The following is an 18802-nucleotide window of genomic DNA, read 5'->3' on the forward strand; positions in this document are numbered from 1 at the left end:
ATCCTCAAGGTCGTTTCCCGACGAAATAAACGCCGCCGTCCCATCGTCCTTCCAAGAGAGTACGGGCCGCCGCGCCCGATCGCCAGCACGACCGACCCGGCTCGTCGTCCCGATCGCTTGACCCCGGTCGACCGTTCGACAGAATGAAACCAAGATGACCGACGCATCGGACCGACTAATCCTCTCAACGACCCTGTCGCACGATCGGCGGATCGCTCGACTCATTGGGACGATTCGAGTCGAGTCCCGGCAGCGCGTCGGCCCTGCTCGGTCCGCGCCTCGGATCGCGCCCTGCTCGGCCACGGGGCCTCCGCAGGGTTGCCAACGCCCCCGGTCGCACGCCCCCGGCCCGGCCGACGACCAGAAACGCGCCCCCTCGCTCGCGTCCCCGGGGCGTCCGTGAACGGATGATATTGGACCTACAGGGAGGCCCCATGATGGATCGATTCCGGCGACGGCACCGGCACCGGCGGTTTCTCGAGCGTTCCCTCCTCCTCCTCTGCGCGGCCCTGGCCGCGCCGGGAGCCGTGTCCGGGCCGACGGCCAGGGCCGACCAGGTCGTCCTCAAGAATGGCGGGATCATCCGGGGGATCGTCGAGCGCGACAACGCCATCGTCACCGTCTACGACGGCCTGAAACGGACCGTCATCCGCCAGACGAAGATCGAGCAGGTCGCCCCCGAGCCCCCGGCCGCCCGGCAGGAACTGGAACGCTTCTCCCTCATCCAGCCGATCGAGGTCCACGGCGGCGAGATGCCCTCGCACGCCCTCCGCATCCGGACCGCCCCCTGGGACGAGTTCGGCCAGCGCCTCTTCGAGTTCTCGAAGTACACCGGCCGCACCCTCCGCGCCGATCGCATGAAGCAGGCGATCAACGAGATCGGCCCCGACATCGTCAAGTTCCGCGGCATCGACGGCTTCTGGCTCGGCCAGGTCGCCACCGACCAGGTCCCCCGCGACGTCATCCTCGGCCTGCTCGACCGGGTCGACCCGACCAACAAGAACGAGCGCCTCCGCGTCGCCCGGTTCCTGATCCAGGCCAAGTGGTACGACGAGGCCCTCGCCGAGCTCGAACGCCTCGATTCCTCCTTCCCGGAACTCTCGGGCACCATCGCCAACGTCCGCCTGACCGTCCGCGACCTCCAGACCCAGCAGGCGCTCGACGAGGCCGATCGGCTCGTCACCATCGGTCAGCCGAGAGCGGCCGAAGCCCTCCTCACGACCTTCAACGCCGAAGGGGCCTCCATCACGCTCCGCGACGGAGTCCAAACGAAACTCCGACAACTTCAGACCGATCAGGGCGCGCACCGAGCCTTCGCCTCCGAGCTGCGATCGCTCCTGGACTCGGCCCCCGAGCCCATCGCCCTCGACCTCCGCCCCGAGACCTTCGAACTGCTCCAGGCCCTCGCCGACGCCCCCGACGCCGTCGCCCCCCGAGTGGCCCCCGGCCGGGCACTCGCCGAGGCCGACGGCACCCCCATCCCCCCCGAGGTCCGGCTCAGCCGAGCCCTCTCCTCCTGGGCCGTCGGGGCCGAGCACACCCTCGACGATCCCGCGGCCGTCAAGGATCTCTGGCAGACCCGTGCCCGGGTCCTGGCGTACCTCTCCTCGACCGACCCCGCCGACCGCGATCGCCTGCTCGCCGAACTCCAGGGCGGTTCGCCCGACGACCCGGAATCGACCGCCGAGCCGGCCGACCTGGGGCAGATCTCCCGGATCATCCGCCACCTGCCCCCCCCGATGGCCGGCGGCGACGTCCCCGCCGGGGGCGTCCCGCTCATCCGCCGCGTCATCGACGACGTGAACCCGACCCCGACCGAATACGCCGTCCTCCTCCCGCCCGAGTACCACCCCCTGCGCACCTATCCGGCCGTCGTCGCCCTGCACGACGGCCGGGGCGCCCGATCGGCGCTCGACTGGTGGGGACCCGAGGCCGCCCGCAACGGCTTCGTGGTCATCGCCCCGGAATACATGGCCCCGTCCGAGTCCCCCGACTACCGCTACTCGGCCGACGAGCACGCCGCCGTCATGCTCTCGCTCCGGGACGCCCGCAAGCGCTTCTCGATCGACCCCGACCGCGTCTTCCTCGGCGGGTCGATGCTCGGCGGCAACGCCGCCTGGGACATCGGCCTGGCCCACCCCGACGTCTTCGCCGGCGTCGCCACCCTCTCGGGCCTCCCCGCCAAGCACGTCGCCAGGACCCGGGCACACGGCGACTACGTCCCCCTGCTCATCGTCATCGGCGACCTGGCCACCGCCTCGACCGAGAGCCTCGTCTTCGACCTGGCCAAATCGATGATGAGCAAGGCATGGGACGTCACCTATGTCGAATACATCAAGCGAGGGCTCGAACCCCTCCCCGAGGAGCTCCCGGCCGTCTTCGACTGGATGAAGCACCGGACCCGGGAGACCCACCGCAAGGATTTCGAGGTGGTCGCCTCCCGGCCGAGCGACGACCGCTACTACGGCCTCGTCATCCGGGACTTCGCCCCCGGACGCACCCCGGCCCCTGAGGCCGTCGACCCGCTCGGCTCGAAGCTCGACCCGGCCACCATCTCCTGCAAGGTCAGCACCCTGAGCAACCTGATGGCCCTGTCCGTCAGCGGCATCAACGCCATCGACATCTGGCTCGCCCCCGAATACTTCAACTTCGACGAGCGCATTCAGATCCGGATCAACGGCAAGCGCCTGTTCAACGATCGCGTGAAGCCCGACCTCCGCGCCCTGCTCGAAGACGTTCGGATTCGGGGCGACCGCACCCAGCTCTACTGGGCCAAATTACCCCTCGGCGGCAAACGCGCCGGATGATCGCCCCCCGGGCCGAGGCCCCTGGATGCCCGGGGTCGCCCCGACCGCGACCGCGCACACGCATCGTCAGAAAAACCGAGAGGCACGGGTCCATCCGCTCGGATCGGCCCCGTGCCTCCTTGCGTCGATCCGCCCGGCTTCCGGGCGAGTGACCGGCACCGCCCGCCCCCCGCGCCCCGCCCCCTCGCTGGCAACGGCCGATGCGGTCGGTACAATGGGCGCCGAATGGCTTGACCAACCCCGATTCGTTCGAGTCCCGGATCACCCGGAGCGATGCATGCCCTCGGCAAATGAACTGTACGACCAGGCCGTCGACCTGCGAGACGCCGGAGACAAGGAAGCGGCCGTCGCCCGGCTCAAGGAAGCCGTCGAGGCCGAACCCGAGCACACGCTCTCGCATGGCCTGCTGGCCCGCCTCTGCGTCGACCTCGGTCAGTTCGACGACGCGATGCTGCACGCCCGCCGCGTCGTCGAACTCGAACCGGACGACCCCTTCAGCTACACCGCGATGTCCGTCATCTACCAGCGCTGCGGGCGCATCCCGGAGGCCGAGGACGCCCTGGCCAAGGCCCGGATGAAGCAAATGGGCCTCGAATGACCCTCAACGGGTCTCCCTCGACCCGCTCAACGACCGTGCCGAGCCCGCGACGTCCCCGGCCCTCCCCGGGACGCCCCGGGCACCTCCCTCGGCCCGTCCTCCCCCCCACCACGGTCCGTCCCCCGATGCCGGAGCCTCACCGATGATCGCCTCCCTCGTGGTCCTGCTGGCCTCACTCCCGATCCCCGCCGCACCCCCGTCCGGGGCCGATGCCGCCTGGATCGAAACCGAGCTGGACGTCCTGGTCGACCTCTACCGGCACCTCCACCAGCACCCCGAGCTGTCCAACTTCGAGGAGCAGACCGCCGCCCGGATCGCCCAGGAGCTGCGGGGCGCGGGGGTCGATGAGGTCGCCACCGGGGTCGGCGGGCACGGCGTCGTCGGACTGATCCGCAACGGGGAAGGCCCGACCGTCCTCGTCCGGACCGACCTCGACGCCCTCCCCGTGGTCGAGGACACCGGCCTCCCCTTCGCCAGCACCGTCACCACCACCGACGACTCGGGCGAGACCGTCGGCGTGATGCACGCCTGCGGCCACGACATCCACATGACCTCGTTCGTCGGCACCGCCCGGTGGCTCGCGAGCCACCGAGACGCCTGGTCCGGCACCGTCGTGCTCGTCGGCCAGCCGGCCGAGGAGCGCGTCAGCGGGGCCCGAGCCATGCTCGACGACGGCCTCTACGGCCGCTTCCCCCGCCCCGACTTCGCCCTGGCCTTGCACGTCGCCTCCGAGCTGCCGACCGGCTTCATCGCCTACTGCCGCGGCCCCGCGCTGGCGAGCGTCTCCAGCGTCGACATCACCGTCAAGGGGAAGGGGGGGCACGGGGCCTACCCGCACCGGACGGTCGACCCCATCGTCCTGGCCGCCGCGCTCGTCATGGAGTTGCAGACGATCGTCAGCCGAGAGGTCGCCCCGACCGACCCGGCCGTCGTCACCGTCGGCTCGATCCAGGGCGGCTCGAAGCACAACATCATCCCCCCCGACGCCCACCTGAAGCTCACCCTCCGCGCCTACAAGTCCGAGGTGATGGATCAGCTCCTCGACGGCATCGAGCGTCGCGCCCAGGGGCTCGCCCACGCCCACGACGCCCCCGAGCCCGAGATCACGATCGGCGACAACACCCCCCCCACCGTCAACGACCCCGACCTCGTCGCCCGCATCGTCCCCGTGCTCGAATCGACCCTCGGGGCCGACCGCCTCGTCCCCACCGACCCCGTCATGGGCGCCGAGGACTTCGGCCTCTTCAGCCTCGACGGCGAGATTCCCGCCTTCATGTTCTGGCTCGGTACCGTCCCCCCCGATCGCGTCGCCGACTCCCAGAATGGCGGCGAACCCCTCCCCTCGCTCCACTCCCCCCTCTACGCCCCCGACGCCCCCCCCGCCCTCTCCACCGGCATCCGGGCCATGACCGCCGCCGTCGTCGAGCTCCTCCCGGCCGGAGGGGCGCAGGATCGTTGATGTCCACTCGATCTCGGGAATCATCCCTCCCATGAGCGTCTCGTACGACCAGGCCTGGGACCTGCTGCACGACTGGACCTCATCCGCCTCGCTGCTCCTGCACGCGAAGACGGTCGAGGCCGTCATGGTCCGGGCCGCCCACCGCTTCGGTCGCGGCGCCGCCGACGAGCAGCGCTGGGCGATCACCGGCCTCCTCCACGACGCCGACTACGACCGCTGGCCCGACGATCATCCTCGCCGCGTCGTCTCCTGGCTGGTCGAGCGCGACGAGCCGGAGATCGCCCACGCCATCTCGGCCCACTACACCCGCTGGGGGGTCGCCGCCGAGACTCCCCTCGATCGCGCCTTGCTCGCCTCCGACGAGCTGACCGGCTTCATCGTCGCCTGTAGCCTCGTCCGGCCCGAGGGCATCACCACGCTGGCCCCTTCGAGCGTCAAGAAGAAGCTCAAGGACCGCTCCTTCGCCGCCAAGGTCGATCGCGAGGAGGTCCGCCTCGGGGTCGATGCTCTCGGGGTTTCGCTCGACGATCATATCCGCTTCATCATCGACGCGCTCGCCCCGCACGCGGGCGATTTCGGCCTCGGACCCCAGCCCCGACCCGCGGATCCCTGACGGCATCGCTCGCGACCGGTTTCCGAAGCCGCCCCCTGCCACCCGGTAGCCCCGCCCAATTCGGCCCATTAGAATCGCCTTCCTCGGCCTGTCTTGCCGAAGACGACGATCGCCCGGCCGATCCCGTCGCTCGCTGCCCGCGAATCTCTCCCCCGACGCTCAACCGGAGCCGACCGCGATGCGATTCCCCCTGACTCTCCGTACCCTTGCCGCCCTCGGCCTGGTCGCCGGCGGCGCGTTCGCCCTGGAGGCCGCGATGTCGTCGCAGCAGGACGCCAGGAACCTCGGATACGACGACACCCCGTTCCTGCCCGGCGGCACCTATCGGGTCCACGACGGCACCCGACCGCAACCCGCCGTGATCGACCCCGGCACTTGCAGCACGCAGGACGAACCCGGCTCTCCCCCGTCAGACGCGGTCGTCCTGTTCGACGGATCCGACCTCTCCGCCTGGCAGTTGCCCGACGGCGAGGAGGCCCCCTGGGTCGTCGAGGACGGCACCTTCCGGGTCGCCCCGCGCACCGGCTCCATCCAGACGAAGCAGGAGTTCGGCGATTGCCAGCTCCACCTCGAATTCGCCAGCCCCGAGCCGGCCAACGGCAGCGGACAGGGACGCGGCAACAGCGGCATCATGTTCTTCGGCCGCTACGAGATCCAGGTCCTCGACTGCTTCGAGAACCAGACCTATCCCGATGGCCAGACCGGCGCGATCTACGGCCAGTATCCGCCCCTGGTCAACGCCTCTCGCCCCCCCGGCCGGTGGCAGACCATGGACATCATCTTCAAGGCGCCGAAGTTCAACGAGGACGGCTCGGTGGCCGAGCCCGCCTACGCCACCGTCTTCCACAACGGCGTCCTGCTCCACCACCACACGCCGCTGCTCGGCGCCGTCGCCTTCCGGGCCGTCGCCAGCTATCAGCCCCACGGCCCGAAGGGTCCGCTCATGCTCCAGGACCACGGCGACCCGGTCCGCTTCCGCAACGTCTGGATCCGAGAGCTCTCGGGGTACGACGAGGGCTGATGCCGCTCCCCCCTCGTCCGGGTCCATCAGCAATCGGGGACGGCCGCCGCGATCACGAGGGCGGCCGTCCCCGTTTGCATGTCCCACGTTGCGATCCTCGGGCGATGCAATGCGATCCTCGCGGGTCACGCTCGCCGGAATCGTCTCACGAGTTCGGGATCGGGAACAGTTGCAGGTTCCGGATGCGCCAGACACCGCCTTCCTGCCGGATGCGGACTTGCACGAACTGCAGGATCATTTCCCCGCCGAGGTCGGGCTCGAAGGTCCCACCGATCAGGAGCATGTCCGGCCCGACGAAGCGGGCGTATTCGACCACGTTGCGCGACCTGGTCTGCGCCGCGTTCTTGAACAGATCGGCGTAGAGCTTGCGGATCCGCTCGCTGCCGCGGTAATTCTGCGTCTGCAGGCTGCTGTCCGACTGCTGGTACAGCGTGATTTCCGCGTCGTCCGTGTAGGTCGCCGCCATCGCGGCGGCATCCTTGGCGTCGAAGGTCGTCGCTCCGGCGTCGAGCAACCGCGTCGCGGTTGCCATGGCGTCCTGGGCCGGTGCGCCCGTCCACGCCAGGATCACAAGGCTCAGCGTCAGCGAAGTCATGAGAGGGGCCCTCCGTTTTCGAGTCGGGGGGAAAAGGGTGTGTCCCCCATCATACTTCGATTTCGACAGGATTCCAAAACATTACGCCCCGATCGGCCCCACATCTCGATCAAACCGACCGCCGCGGGCGGCAATCCCCAGGCGACCCACGCCCCTCGCCGCACGTCACCCGTCCCTGGCCGATCGAGGCCGCCCGCTCGAATCCGCCTCGTCATCGGAGATCAGCAAGACGCGATCCAGTCGAGTGATGGAGAAGAACTCCCTCAGGTGCGCATTCAAGCCGCTGAGCCTCAGGCGTCCTCCCGTCGGCCGGAGCTGCCGATCGAGCCTGATCAAGGCCCCGAGCCCCAGGCTCGACAGGAATTCCACCCGCGAGCAGTCGATCACCATGCTCGCCCAGTGCCGGAGGACCGCTTCGCCCAGCAGGACCTCGCCCAGCTCCTCCGGCAGCCTGGGCGTCAAAATCTCGATCCGGACGATCCCCCCGTCCTCGCGGATGCGATACGAGTCCTCGACGCTCCCCGTCGGGGCAATGCTCATCGTGATCCACCCTCGCCAGGCTTCCGAACACCCTTTCCCTCGGATTCGCCGGTGTTCATGCTGATCGGATTCGGATTCGAATTCGGATCGACGCGCTCCTTCCAGGGCGCCCCAGATAACCCCGAGCACCGCCCGAAGCCCACCCTACCGCATGTTCGCCGTCGAATCGAGCAGGTTGCACGCGTCGAATCACGTCACATGCCATTCGGAACAGACCGAGAACGCCGGATCATCGCCGGGCGATTGCTCGCCGAGCACCAGCGAGCCGACCGTCTCTCCCACGGCTGGGCCATGCTTGAAGCCGTGCCCCGAGCCCCCCGTCGCCACCCAGGCGTTGCTCAACCCCTGCAGCCGATCCGCCAGGAACCGGCCGTCGACCGCATGGGTATACTGGCAGACCGAGGCGTCGATCAAGGGTGCATCCGCCATCCCGGGGAACCGGTCCTCGAGAAACGCCCTCGCCTCGCCCATCCCGATCGCCGAGGGGGTTCGATCTCCGGTCGTCGGGTCGAACCCCGGCCCGCGCCGGTCGACCGCGACCTTGAAGCCCCCCACGTCGCCGTCTCCCGGCACTCCGTACCAAAACTCCTCCCCCTGGTAGGCCCAGACCGGCAGCCTCCCGGGCCCGAAACTGTCATCTCCCGGAGGCGTCCCGAACACGAACGTCTCCTGGCGAGTCACCGGCAGCGACCAGCCCGCAAACCGCCTCAACAACGCCGCCTGCCACGGCCCCACCGCGAACACGAACGCATCGGCCGAGACGCTCGAACCATCCGCCAGCCGGACGTCCTCCATCCGCCCCGATCGGGTCGTCCCCGGCTCGACCCACGACGCCCGAAACGCCCCGCCCGCCTCCACCAGGGCGTCTCTCACCGCCAGGCACGCCTCCCTCGCGCGAAGGACCCCGGCCCCCGGCTCCACGATCGCCCCCTCCAGGTCGTCCGTTCGGATCTGGGGATACATGCCCGCCAGGCGGTCGGCGTCGATCCACTCGTGCGGCACCGATGCCCCCTCCAGATTCGAGAGTACCGCCCGCTCCAGCTCCGAACGCCTCGGCGCGAGCCAGACCAGGCCGATCGGGTCGAACAGCCGACGGCCCGATCGCTCCTGCTCCTCGATCCAGAGCCGCCGGGCTCGCCCGGCCAGCCGGACCATCTCCGGATTCGCGTACGACTGCCGGAAGACGCGCGACGATCCCCCCGAACTCGACCGCACATGCCCCGGCCCCCAGGCGTCGATCAGCACCACTTCGCACCCTCGTCGTTGCAGGCTCAACGCCGTCCAGCCGCCGAACGCCCCCGCCCCCACCACCACCACCCGCACTCGCGTCGCCATCCCCGCCCCCTCCCCGTTTCGCGGGCCAATCCCGATCAAGGACCCCGCTCACCCCGCGAGCCGAAACCGCGTCACCCCGGCCGGCCCGCCCCAATCGGACCACAGAACGCGCATCATCCTCAACCCTCCGACCAGGGGGCCCGAGGCCCATTCTCGCCCCCCGTTCCGCCCCTCGAAATCGAATCTGCGAACCGGCGGAAATGTCACTATTTTTTTTCGGAGGCTTGGCTATAATCATCCTGGCTGGTTGGATGATCGAGCAAGCGATGCAGGTTCTCTCAGAGCTCGCCTCAGCTTTCCCGTTCCCGCCTTTCCTGCCGATCGGGCGACCGAAGCCCCGTCCCACTCGACCCGGGACCTTCCACAGGGGGTCGTTGCAAGAATGCTCAATGCCCAGGAGTTCTTTGGTGGGCAAGAAGTTATATGTCGGTAACCTGACCTTCAAGGTCGACAGCTCCGAGCTCGAGCAGCTGTTTTCGCAATATGGCACCGTCCAGAGTGCCCAGGTCATCCAGGACCGCGACACCGGCCGCAGCAAGGGCTTCGGCTTCGTCGAGATGGACACCGATGAGCAGGCCCAGGCCGCCATCGACGGCTTGCACGACTACGATTACGGTGGTCGTCGCCTGACCGTCAACGAAGCCCGTCCTCGCGAGGACCGTGGCGGCGGCGGCGGTCGTGGCGGCTACGGTGGCGGCGGCGGCGGCGGTCGCGGCGGCTACGGTGGTGGCGGCGGCGGCGGTCGTGGCGGCTACGGCGGCGGCGGCGGCGGTGGCTTCAGCGGCGGTCGTTACGGCGGCGGCGGCGGTGGTCGGTATTAATCCAACCTCGTGATCGATCCCGGCCGTACCCGACCATCCCGGGCCGCGAGGGCCTCGATCCCCTCCACTGCCCGTCCTGGTCCGAATCGGCCCGGTTCGCTCTCTCGATCTTCGATCGCCGGGTCCGTCCCGTTCGTACCTTGCGCATTGACGACGCCGGAGCCCTCGCAATCCCTTGCGAGCCTCCGGCGTTTCGTTTGCGCGGCGCGGTCCGGTGCGATGCGTCCGTCTGCCGTCTCGACGACGGTCATCACACCTCGGGCCGCTCAATAGCGGTCGATCCGGGCGGCCCCGGCCGATCGCCAGTCCGACTCGATCGCCCGGGCGTCGGCTTCCGAGGCGCATTCGACCCCCAGGACGATCCCGCCCTCGGTCAGGCCGGTCTCGTAATCCTTCGCGTGCTCTTCCGGGATGCCCCAGCCGACCAGCGCGCCGACCAGGCCGCCGGTCAGGCCGCCGGCCCCCGCGCCGGCCAGGCCCGCCGCCAGCGGGCCGGCCACCACCAGGCCCAGGCCCGGGAGGATCAGGTTGGTCCCGATCGCCGCGATCGCGCCGATCAGGCCGCCGGTGATCGTGCCGATCGCGCCGCCGACCCCCGAACCTTCCAGCGCCTTATTCCCTTCGTCCGCGCCGACCCTGCCTTCCGGATAATGACGCTGGCGCGCCTCGTCCGTCATCACCGTCGTGATCTGGTCGTGCCGGTACCCGCGATCCAGGACCGATTGATACGCCCGGTCCGCACTCGCCCGATCCTTGAACAGGGCGCTGACCATCGTTCGCGTCGTCGTGCTCATCGTGCTGCTCCTCCTCGTCTTCGCGTCTCAAGACGCCCCGGCCCGCCACGCACATCCTCTGCGGCGCGGCGGCCCGAGACACAAGGGCTGGTAAACCCATCCGAGAATATCAGCAACTTCCGCACCAAGACCGCCGGCCGCCCCCGCCGACTTCCTCGCCCCCGCTCCGAGCCGACCCCGGCGCGCCGTCACCCATCGAAAATCACATGAATGGATTCGATCGCGTGATCGCCCCTGGATCGATCGGCCCGGCCCCGTCGGATCGGAGGATTCCCCGGTTCGATCAAAATTTTCGAATTCGACGGAAAGTCTCTTCCCCCGCACGGGGATCCCTGGTACCATCGCTTCCGGCTGGTTGAATGATTGAGCAAGCGTATCCGTTCTCGCCTAGCACGCTTCTCGCTTCCCTCTCTCGTCTTTCCTGCCTCTCGGGCTCCGATCGCTGAGAGCCCCGTCCCCCTCGGCCCGGGACGTGTCTTGCGGGGTCGATTCCCCCTCCTTTCTGGGGTGGTCTGTTGTCAAAGAAGCTCTATGTCGGCAACCTGAGCTACCAGGTTGACGATGCCTCTCTCGAAACCCTCTTCGCTCACTTCGGCTCGGTCCAGAGCGCCCAGGTCATCCAGGATCGCGACACCGGCCGCAGCAAGGGCTTCGGTTTCGTCGAGATGGATACCGAAAACGAAGCGCAAGCCGCCATCGATGGCCTGCACGATTACGAATACGGCGGTCGCCGCCTGACCGTCAACGAAGCCAAGCCCCGAGAGCCTCGCTCCGGCGGCGGTGGCCGCGGTGGATACGGCGGCGGCGGCGGGTACGGTGGCGGCGGTCGCCGCTATTGAGCCCCGGCCAACCGCCCAATCAAATCGATCCGCCGGCTCTTGCCCCGTGACCCGAACGCACGTTCGTCCTCACGCCAACGCTCCTGACCGCGCGTGATCCGATTCGATCGACACAACCAGGCCCCGTTCACCCGTTCATCATCCTCGGGTGGCCGGGGCCTCGATCGTTGACAGGCTCCCGTTCCCTCCCCCGCCTTCTTTCGGTCGTGCCATCCCGAGCGATGACGCACCGCTCCGTCGCGGTGATCCCGCTCTCAACACGATCGACGGAACGCCAGGCAACGAAACGAAACGAGCCGGGCCATGCCTCCCGTGCATGCCCGGCTCGATCGCGTCGTCCGACGCCCGCTCACCTCACCGTCGAGCGACCCGAGTCAGACCGTCGGCTGCCACCCTTCGGCGTACTCGCGCTTCCAGTGCGCCATCGCCTCGTCGTCGCCCTGGATCGTCCCGTCCGACGGGTCGCACTTCAGCGACCGGCCGACCCGGTGGGCGATGTTCCCGAGGTGGCAGAGCAAGGTACTCTTGACCCCCTGCTCGATCTCCGCATTCAGCGCCAGCGGCGTGTCGTTGCGGATCGCCTCGACGAAGTTCGTCAGGTGCTCCGGCTCGCCCAGCACGCCCCGCACCGACTTCACTTCCTGGCCGGCGTTGTCCTTGATCGTGTACGAGCCGTTGCCGAACATCTCCAGGGCGCCATCGGTCCCGTAGAAGATCACGAACGGCGCCGGGGCGTTGCCGTTGCAGCTCAGCCCCTGCCAGTCGGCCGAGATCCGATCCGGGAACTCGAACGACACCGTGTGCGTGTCCGGCGTCTCCTGCTCGTCCTCGAAGACGTAGCGCCCGCCGGTGCTCACCACCGCGACCGGCAGGTCCACGCCCAGGCCCCAGCGCACCAGGTCCAGCCCGTGCACGCCGTTGTTCCCCAGCTCGCCGTTGCCCCAGTGCCAGAACCAGTGCCAGTTGTAGTGCACCACGTTGCTCTTGAACGGCTTGCGAGGGGCCGGCCCCTGCCACAGCTCGTAATCGATCTGGCTCGGCGCCTCCGACGGGTCCGAGTAGCCGATCGACCCGCGACGGCTGTTGTAGAACGACCGGGCGTGATAGAGCCGGCCGATCGCCCCGCCCTTGATCGCCTCCACCGCCTCGATCAACTGCGGGCTGCTCCGGCGCTGCGAGCCCATCTGCACGGCCTTGTTGTACTTGCGGGCCGCCTCGACCATCATCTCCCCCTCCCAGGGGTTATGACAGGCCGGCTTCTCCACATAAACATGCTTGCCCGCCTTGCAGCCGAGGATGGTGGCCGGGCCGTGCCAGTGATTCGGCGCCGCGCAGACCAACGCATCCACGTCCTGATCGTCGAGAATCCGCCGGAAGTCCTGCACCGCTTCCGGGCTCTGATCGCCGGCCGCCTTCCGGACCGCGTCGGCCCCGGCGTCCGCCCGGTCCTGGTCCACGTCGCAGCAATACTTCACGCTCACGCCCGCGGTCTTCGCGAACCCGGTCGCCAGCGCCCGGCCCCGGCTCAGGCCCATCACGCCCACCGTCACCCGATCATTCGGGGCATTGCCGCTCGCCCAGCCCGTCGCCGCCGTGAACGCGAACGTCCCGACCGCCGCCCCCGAGCCCCCCAGGAATCCCCGACGATTGATCGAACCAGTCATGGTCGATGCCCCCTCTCAATGTCATAGACTTCGGATCGCGTGATGATCCCGGCCGCTCGCCGGGCGGTTCGCCAGGCCTCGCGCGAGCCCCCCGACATCCACGATGCCAGGCTACGCGGTCGAGCACCCGATGTCCAGCATCACCCGATCCCTCCGCTCAGCCGCGGGGCATCGCACGCAACGAACTAATTAAGAAAATCGGCCGGGAGTCAAGCCCCGCCGATCCCTTTCAATTAAGCCGAACAAGCTATCCCAGTTGGGAAAGCCTTACCCGAAGCCGATCGTGGCATCCTGCCGGTGATCGGCCCCGGATCGGGCTTCTCGAATGCGCCTCGAACCCGAGGAGGCGAGGGAAGTTCCCCCGTCTCGGCGCATTCAACGGGACAGCCCCCGGACGGCGCATCCTTGCAGTCCGAGCACGTCCCGTCCTTTTTCCTTGCGAAGTGGGAGATGGGGCACCCGGCCCGCTTGCGAATCGCGGGGAGCCTCCGAGAACTGGCAGCAGATCGCCCGGTTCGTCATCGTCCGTCGGGGACCTTTCCTGATCGGAAGCACCTGTCCTGGCACGTCTCGAAGGTCTCCCCGACTGACGGTTGCCAAAGTACGTCGTGTTTCAAAAACCGTCAAGTCTTTTGTAACAATTTTCGGCCGTCGACCGCGTCGATCCGCCCCCCGATTGCGGCCGTGCGAGACCTCCCGTGCATCGGGTCTTCAAAGGCGTCGCGACCCGATTTTTCTCGCCAGACCGCCCCCCCCTCGAGAGGCCCGGCTTGCTCCCGCCCGGCCGAACCGTCAAGGTAGCGTCAGGCCCCGCCCCCGACCGAATCAGGAACCGTCTCGATGCGCATCGGCCTCGATTGCTACACCGTCAGCCACCGCCGATTCAGCCCGATCGAGGCCCTCGAGTTCGCCGCCTCGCTCCGGCTCGACGGCGTCCAGTTCCTCGAACCTGCCGCCCTCGATCCCGGCCTCGATCCCGACCGCCTCGCCGCGATTCGCCGCCAGGCCGATGCCAGCGGCCTGTACCTCGAAATCGGCCTCCCCAGCCCCAACCCGTTCGGCCGGCTCAGCCCCGCCGACGCCCCGATCGACCCGGTCAGTCGCGCCTCCTGGTTCCGCCCCCACCTGGCCGCCGTCGCGGCTCTCGGATTGACGCACGCCCGCATCTTCATCGGCAATCGCCATGATCGCTTCCGGGCCGATCCCCCCTGGACCCGCCAGTGCGAGCTGGCGGCGCAAACGCTCCGCGCCCTGCGCCCCGACCTGCTCGGCCTCGGCCTCCGCCTGGGGGTCGAGACCCACGCCGACCTGACCTGCGACGAGCTGCTCGGGCTCATCGACACCGTCGGCGATGACGTGCTCGGCGTCACGCTCGACACCGGGAACCTGCCGATGCGGCTCGACGACCCGCTGCCGACCGTCGAGCGGCTCGCCCCGCTCGTCGTGATGACCCACACCAAGGACGCCGCCCTGGCCTTCACCGATCGCGGCCTCTGCTGGCAGGCCCGGCCGGTGGGCGACGGCTGCATCCCGATCCCGGCCATCCTCGCGGTCCTCCACCGGCACAACCCCGCGCTCAACCTCTCGATCGAGCTGCACCCGAGGACCTACGACCTGCCCCTCTTCGACCCGTCCTGGCTCTCCTACTTCCCGAGCCTCACTCCGTCGTCGATCGCTGCCGTCGTCCGCCTCGCCGTCGCTTGCGAGCGCCGGTTCGCCGAGGGCAGCATGCCCCGCCCCGACGCGGTCGAGGCCGTCCCCTGGCCCCTCCGCGCCGACCCCTGGATCCTCCGATCGGCGACCACGCTCCGAGCCCTGGTGCCGACCCTCTAATCCCACTCCGGATCTTTTTTGTAGGAAGGGGCTCCGTCCCCCGACCCGGATTCCCCAGTCGAACGGAACCCGCTCAGACCTCGAAACTCTGCCCCTTCTCGGGGATCACCACCGGGCTCTGGACGAACGGCTGGAGCAAGGGAGACAGCGCCTCCATGCTCTCCGGCTCGCCGTGCACGAGGAAGGCCGACTGGATGTTGCCGCCGGTCTGCTCGTACCACCAGGCGAAGTCGTTGCGGTCCGCGTGGCCCGAGAAACCGTCGAGCACGTAAACGGCGCAGTTCAGGTCGTGCCACCGGTCCATGATCTGGATGCGTTCGGCCCCCTCGGCGATCTTCCGCCCGAGGGTCTTCTCGGCCTGATAGCTGACGATCACGATGGCGTTGTCGGGGTCCTCGACGGCGTGGCGGAGGTGGTGCCGGATGCGGCCGGCCTCGCACATCCCGCTGGAGGCGATGATGATCAGCGGGCCGTTCAGGTAGTTCAGCCGCCGTGAGTCGTCCCAGGTCGGGCAGAAGTGCAGCTCGGGGGCGTTGAACAGCGCCCCGTCCGACTGGAGCAGCCTGACCGACTCGGGGGTGTAGCAGGACGGGTGCTCGCGGTGGACCTCTGTCAATCGGGTCGCGAGCGGGCTGTCCACGTAGATCGGGACCGGCTTGACCCGATGCTCGTGAAAGAGTTCAAGAAAGCTATGGATCATCTTCTGCGTGCGGCCCAGGCTGAAGGCCGGGATGATGATCTTGCTCTGAAGCCGGATCGCCCGCAAGACGATGGCGTGGAGCTGCTTGAGCAGGGTGTCGTAGACATCCAGCTCCTTCGCGCCGTAGGTGCTCTCGGAGACGAGGACGTCGATATCCTTGACGACGGTCGGATTGAACAGCATCCCCATGTCACGGCGACCCAGGTCCCCCGTGAACAGGAAACGCCGCTGGCGGTCCCCCTCCTTGAAGTCGAACTGGACCATCGCCGAGCCGAGGATGTGGCCGGCGTCGTGATAGGTCATCGTGATGCCCGGCAGCAGCTCGGTCGGCTGCTCGTAGGGGAGCCGGACGAGCCGCTCGATCACCCACTCCACGTCGGCCAGCTCGAAGAGGGGGCTGAGCGGCTCGGAGTCGGGATTCCGGAGCTGGGCGTTCCGCGCGTCCTCCCGCTGAATCCGGGCGCTGTCGCGCAGCATGATGTTCAGGATGTCGGCCGTCGGCGGGGTCGCGTAGATCGGCCCCTTGAAGCCGTGCCGGACGAGCACCGGCAGCCGACCGATGTGGTCGTTGTGCGCGTGGGAGATGATGACCGCGTCGAGCGAGGCGGGATCGAAGTCGAACTGGCGGTTCGGGCTCTCGGGGTTGAATCGGTCGCTCTCGAAGAGTCCGCAGTCGAGCAGGATGCGACGGTTGTTGATCTCGACGAGATGGGCACTCCCCGTGACCTGCTTCGTCGCGCCGTGAAACGAGATACGCAAAACGACCCCTCCTTCCCCCGTCCGTCCAAACCGGGCCCCAGGGTCGGGGCTCGCCCGCCAACACGGAGGACACGGAACATTCGATAACCTCTTATCATGCCACGCGTTCGATGGTGCTTCAAGGGAGCGCCTCGGGAACGAGGGGTTTGAATGAAGGGTTGTCCGAATCAAGGAGTTGGCGTAGGATTTGCAAGGGCCGAGGCCCGCGATGTCCGCGTTTCGGGGTTCCTTCGAGACCACATCGCACCGCCGTGGCCGCCGCCACGACCGTTTCCGTCCCCCAGGGTGAGGAGCGCCCGAACCATGACGCGAGACGTTTCCGATCGCCATCCCCTGCACCGGATGTTCCGGGGCATGACCGAGAACACCTTCCAGGCGGAACTGGGGATCGCCGACCCGAATCTGGTGGGTTATGTGGCCGGCCTGCTGGCGCGATTCGTGCCGTCGCAGGCCTTGTATCCGATCGCCGACGCGCAGGGCCGACGGCTGACCGAAGTCGTGGCCATGATTGCCGAAGCGGAATCGTCCGGCGACGAGGACCGCCGCCGCGAGTGTCATCGGCACGTCGGCGATTTCACCCTCTTCTGGACCGGCGTCTACCCCGAGGCCTTGCCCCGGCTCAGGACCGCCCTGGCGGCGGACCACCTGATCAACTTCCAGGAGCAGGGGAAGCGATCCTATTACCTGGCCAGCACTTACGAAGGAGACCAGGCCCCGGTCCTCCGGCGCCTCAGCGTCGAGTTCGAACTCTGCGCCTTCGGCCTCTCGCGCGTCCGGCAGGAATGGGAACGCGGCGAGGGGGCCGAGGGCCTGATCCTGGAGGCATGACCCGCGACGCGGGGGGATTGGGCATTCGAGCGTTCTGCGGTAAACTGGGAAGGAGTGGCGGACCTCGCATCAAGTCCGCCTCCCGAACCGAACCGCCCCGGAGCGTGACGATCGTGAGCGAATCCCCCCGCTATCGGCCGGACGACCTGCGGCGTTTGGCGACCGAATTGCTCTCGCGCGCCGGCCTGGCCAGGGAGCGGGCCTCGGCCCTCGGCCGGCTTCTGCTCTGGTACGATGCGGTCGGTGCGCACGATTTCGGCATCGTCGGCCTGGGCGACTGGCTCGCCCGGCTCGAACGCGGCGACTTCGACCCGAAGCAACCCGGCCGGGTCGGCCCGGAACACGCGTCCACCGCCGTCCTGGAAGCCGCCGGCGGATTACCGCCCCTGCTTCTGGCCAGGGCCGCCGAGATCGCGGGCCAGAAGGCGCGCGACACGGGCGTGGGGGTGGTCCGGGTCACCGGCGTCCCCCCCTCGGCCGGGCCGGCCGCGGCCATCGCCGCCGAGCTGGCGATCGGCCCGTTCCTGGGCCTCGTCCTGGGTCCCGGATCGGCGCAATCGGCCGCCATCCCCGCCCCCGAAGGAGTCCCCTTGATCTTCGACTCGATCCTCGGCGACGCCGCCGGCGACGACGACACCTCGCCCCCCACCGCCGCCGGCGACGAGCCGATGCGCATGGTCGTCGACCGCGTGGCCCCCTGGCTCCTGCTCTCCGGAGATCACGAGGTCGTCGTCGTGGCCCTGGCGGTCGCCGCCTTCGAGTCGCTCGGCTCGTTCCACCGACGGGTCGCCGAGGCCCTGGAAGGGCGATCGGCGCCGGCCGGTTGGATCTTCCCCGAGACCTGGGAACGGCACCGCTCCGAGACCCAGCGTCGCGGCATCGCCCTGGCCGATTCGGCCATCGGGCCCCTCCGCGATCATTCGGCCCGGCTCGGGATCCCCTTCCCCGACCCGATCGCTTGAGGAGGACCGGCGACCCCGCCCGCCCGGGACCACCCCCGGCCCCGGGGCCGGCCGAAGCGGCCCCGGGCCGAGGAGCGATCCCGAATCCCCCGGAGCGTGCCCCAACTCGGCAGGCTCAGCGGGTATGGAGCGGCCGACGACCCGCCTCGCGGTCCGAGCCGTTGCCGGAATTCGAGGCGATCGAGAGGACCTGGGCCGTCTTCTTCGGCGTGTCGGTCTGGAAGATGCCGAGCGCCCGGCCCTGGCCGATGGCCGAGGTGTAGGCGTACTCGATATTGATATGCTCGTCGGCCAGGCGTTGCAGCAGCTTGGCCAAAGCCCCCGGCTTGTTGTCCAGCTCCACGGCCATGACCTCGTGGAACTCGGCCTCGACGCCGAGCGAGGTGAGGACCCGGCGCGTGTCGTCGATCGGCTCGGCGATCATCCGCAGCACGCTGCGGTCGCCCGTATCCATCACGGTCATGGCCCGGATATTGATCTTCTCATGGGCCATGGCCGCGCAGATCTTCGCCAGCCGACCGGGCTTGTTCTCGAGCCGGGCCGTCACTTCGGTCACGATTTCCATCAGCCGCCTCCTCTCGCGGATCGCGAGCGTTGAGGATCGGAGGGCGTGTGTGCCACAGGCACGACGCAC

The 18802-nt window shown here is 68.8% G+C and carries 17 protein-coding genes; 10 read left to right on the top strand and 7 right to left on the bottom strand.

The window, feature by feature from the left end:
- Positions 1-434: 434 nt before the first annotated feature.
- The 5 genes from AB1L88_RS06820 (at position 435) to AB1L88_RS06840 (ending at position 6498) form a co-directional block, all read left to right on the top strand.
- The gene (locus AB1L88_RS06820) at positions 435-2807 is read left to right on the top strand and encodes an alpha/beta hydrolase (protein ID WP_367095894.1); all 2373 of its coding nucleotides are present in this window, start codon (positions 435-437) and stop codon (positions 2805-2807) included.
- Positions 2808-3084: 277 nt separating this feature from the next.
- Positions 3085-3405 carry a tetratricopeptide repeat protein gene (locus AB1L88_RS06825; protein WP_367095895.1) on the top strand — a complete coding sequence of 107 codons (321 nt, stop codon included), beginning with the start codon at positions 3085-3087 and terminating at the stop codon, positions 3403-3405.
- Positions 3406-3547: 142 nt separating this feature from the next.
- Positions 3548-4864, top strand: coding sequence for an amidohydrolase (locus tag AB1L88_RS06830; protein WP_367095896.1), 1317 nt, complete (start codon positions 3548-3550; stop codon positions 4862-4864).
- 31 nt (positions 4865-4895) lie between these two features.
- The gene (locus AB1L88_RS06835; protein ID WP_367095897.1) at positions 4896-5477 is read left to right on the top strand and encodes an HD domain-containing protein; all 582 of its coding nucleotides are present in this window, start codon (positions 4896-4898) and stop codon (positions 5475-5477) included.
- Positions 5478-5655: 178 nt separating this feature from the next.
- Positions 5656-6498 (top strand): DUF1080 domain-containing protein, encoded by an 843-nt coding sequence (locus tag AB1L88_RS06840; protein WP_367095898.1) that lies wholly within the window; start codon positions 5656-5658, stop codon positions 6496-6498.
- Positions 6499-6643: 145 nt separating this feature from the next.
- On the opposite strand, the gene AB1L88_RS06845 is transcribed toward AB1L88_RS06840, so the two are convergent.
- The 3 genes from AB1L88_RS06845 to AB1L88_RS06855 all read right to left on the bottom strand — a co-directional run bounded on the left by AB1L88_RS06845 (position 6644) and on the right by AB1L88_RS06855 (position 8968).
- The gene (locus AB1L88_RS06845) at positions 6644-7093 is read right to left on the bottom strand and encodes a hypothetical protein (RefSeq protein WP_367095899.1); all 450 of its coding nucleotides are present in this window, start codon (positions 7091-7093) and stop codon (positions 6644-6646) included.
- Between the two features lie 165 nt (positions 7094-7258).
- The gene (locus AB1L88_RS06850) at positions 7259-7633 is read right to left on the bottom strand and encodes an STAS domain-containing protein (RefSeq protein ID WP_367095900.1); all 375 of its coding nucleotides are present in this window, start codon (positions 7631-7633) and stop codon (positions 7259-7261) included.
- 189 nt (positions 7634-7822) lie between these two features.
- The gene (locus AB1L88_RS06855) at positions 7823-8968 is read right to left on the bottom strand and encodes an FAD-dependent oxidoreductase (RefSeq protein WP_367095901.1); all 1146 of its coding nucleotides are present in this window, start codon (positions 8966-8968) and stop codon (positions 7823-7825) included.
- 407 nt (positions 8969-9375) lie between these two features.
- Here AB1L88_RS06855 and AB1L88_RS06860 point away from each other — a divergent pair, with 407 nt between their 5' ends.
- Positions 9376-9789, top strand: a complete 414-nt coding sequence (locus AB1L88_RS06860) for an RNA-binding protein (protein ID WP_367095902.1) — start codon at positions 9376-9378, stop codon at positions 9787-9789.
- 266 nt (positions 9790-10055) lie between these two features.
- On the opposite strand, the gene AB1L88_RS06865 is transcribed toward AB1L88_RS06860, so the two are convergent.
- Positions 10056-10583 (bottom strand): hypothetical protein, encoded by a 528-nt coding sequence (locus AB1L88_RS06865; protein ID WP_367095903.1) that lies wholly within the window; start codon positions 10581-10583, stop codon positions 10056-10058.
- 515 nt (positions 10584-11098) lie between these two features.
- Here AB1L88_RS06865 and AB1L88_RS06870 point away from each other — a divergent pair.
- Entirely contained in the window at positions 11099-11422 is a 324-nt protein-coding gene (locus AB1L88_RS06870) for an RNA-binding protein (protein ID WP_367095904.1), read from the top strand.
- A gap of 374 nt (positions 11423-11796) precedes the next feature.
- Here AB1L88_RS06870 and AB1L88_RS06875 read toward each other — a convergent pair whose 3' ends face one another.
- On the bottom strand, positions 11797-13086 hold the full coding sequence (locus tag AB1L88_RS06875) for a Gfo/Idh/MocA family oxidoreductase (RefSeq protein WP_367095905.1): 1290 nt from the start codon (positions 13084-13086) through the stop codon (positions 11797-11799).
- An 840-nt stretch (positions 13087-13926) separates the two neighbouring features.
- On the opposite strand from AB1L88_RS06875, the gene AB1L88_RS06880 reads away from it, so the two are divergent.
- Positions 13927-14919: a sugar phosphate isomerase/epimerase gene (locus tag AB1L88_RS06880; RefSeq protein WP_367095906.1), complete on the top strand. Its 993-nt coding sequence runs from the start codon at positions 13927-13929 to the stop codon at positions 14917-14919.
- Between the two features lie 73 nt (positions 14920-14992).
- On the opposite strand, the gene AB1L88_RS06885 is transcribed toward AB1L88_RS06880, so the two are convergent.
- Positions 14993-16378 (bottom strand): MBL fold metallo-hydrolase, encoded by a 1386-nt coding sequence (locus tag AB1L88_RS06885; RefSeq protein ID WP_367095907.1) that lies wholly within the window; start codon positions 16376-16378, stop codon positions 14993-14995.
- Between the two features lie 303 nt (positions 16379-16681).
- Here AB1L88_RS06885 and AB1L88_RS06890 point away from each other — a divergent pair, with 303 nt between their 5' ends.
- Together AB1L88_RS06890 and AB1L88_RS06895 are read left to right on the top strand one after the other, a co-directional pair.
- Entirely contained in the window at positions 16682-17206 is a 525-nt protein-coding gene (locus tag AB1L88_RS06890) for a hypothetical protein (protein ID WP_367095908.1), read from the top strand.
- Positions 17207-17319: 113 nt separating this feature from the next.
- Positions 17320-18168, top strand: coding sequence for an Ldh family oxidoreductase (locus AB1L88_RS06895; RefSeq protein ID WP_367095909.1), 849 nt, complete (start codon positions 17320-17322; stop codon positions 18166-18168).
- A 115-nt stretch (positions 18169-18283) separates the two neighbouring features.
- Here the strand turns inward: AB1L88_RS06895 and AB1L88_RS06900 are convergent, their stop codons facing one another.
- Positions 18284-18733: an ACT domain-containing protein gene (locus tag AB1L88_RS06900; RefSeq protein ID WP_367095910.1), complete on the bottom strand. Its 450-nt coding sequence runs from the start codon at positions 18731-18733 to the stop codon at positions 18284-18286.
- Between the last annotated feature and the right edge of the window lie 69 nt (positions 18734-18802).

Origin of the sequence: Tautonia sp. JC769 (assembly GCF_040717455.1) — a bacterium.
Classification (GTDB): domain Bacteria; phylum Planctomycetota; class Planctomycetia; order Isosphaerales; family Isosphaeraceae; genus Tautonia.

Coding starts and splice junctions, on each gene's coding strand:
- AB1L88_RS06865 (WP_367095903.1), bottom strand. CDS start 10,583: ATGAGCACGACGACGCGAACGATGGTCAGCGCCCTGTTCAAGGATCGG.
- AB1L88_RS06875 (WP_367095905.1), bottom strand. CDS start 13,086: ATGACTGGTTCGATCAATCGTCGGGGATTCCTGGGGGGCTCGGGGGCG.
- AB1L88_RS06880 (WP_367095906.1), top strand. CDS start 13,927: ATGCGCATCGGCCTCGATTGCTACACCGTCAGCCACCGCCGATTCAGC.
- AB1L88_RS06855 (WP_367095901.1), bottom strand. CDS start 8,968: ATGGCGACGCGAGTGCGGGTGGTGGTGGTGGGGGCGGGGGCGTTCGGC.
- AB1L88_RS06890 (WP_367095908.1), top strand. CDS start 16,682: ATGACGCGAGACGTTTCCGATCGCCATCCCCTGCACCGGATGTTCCGG.
- AB1L88_RS06840 (WP_367095898.1), top strand. CDS start 5,656: ATGCGATTCCCCCTGACTCTCCGTACCCTTGCCGCCCTCGGCCTGGTC.
- AB1L88_RS06825 (WP_367095895.1), top strand. CDS start 3,085: ATGCCCTCGGCAAATGAACTGTACGACCAGGCCGTCGACCTGCGAGAC.
- AB1L88_RS06820 (WP_367095894.1), top strand. CDS start 435: ATGATGGATCGATTCCGGCGACGGCACCGGCACCGGCGGTTTCTCGAG.
- AB1L88_RS06835 (WP_367095897.1), top strand. CDS start 4,896: ATGAGCGTCTCGTACGACCAGGCCTGGGACCTGCTGCACGACTGGACC.
- AB1L88_RS06900 (WP_367095910.1), bottom strand. CDS start 18,733: ATGGAAATCGTGACCGAAGTGACGGCCCGGCTCGAGAACAAGCCCGGT.
- AB1L88_RS06850 (WP_367095900.1), bottom strand. CDS start 7,633: ATGAGCATTGCCCCGACGGGGAGCGTCGAGGACTCGTATCGCATCCGC.
- AB1L88_RS06845 (WP_367095899.1), bottom strand. CDS start 7,093: ATGACTTCGCTGACGCTGAGCCTTGTGATCCTGGCGTGGACGGGCGCA.
- AB1L88_RS06830 (WP_367095896.1), top strand. CDS start 3,548: ATGATCGCCTCCCTCGTGGTCCTGCTGGCCTCACTCCCGATCCCCGCC.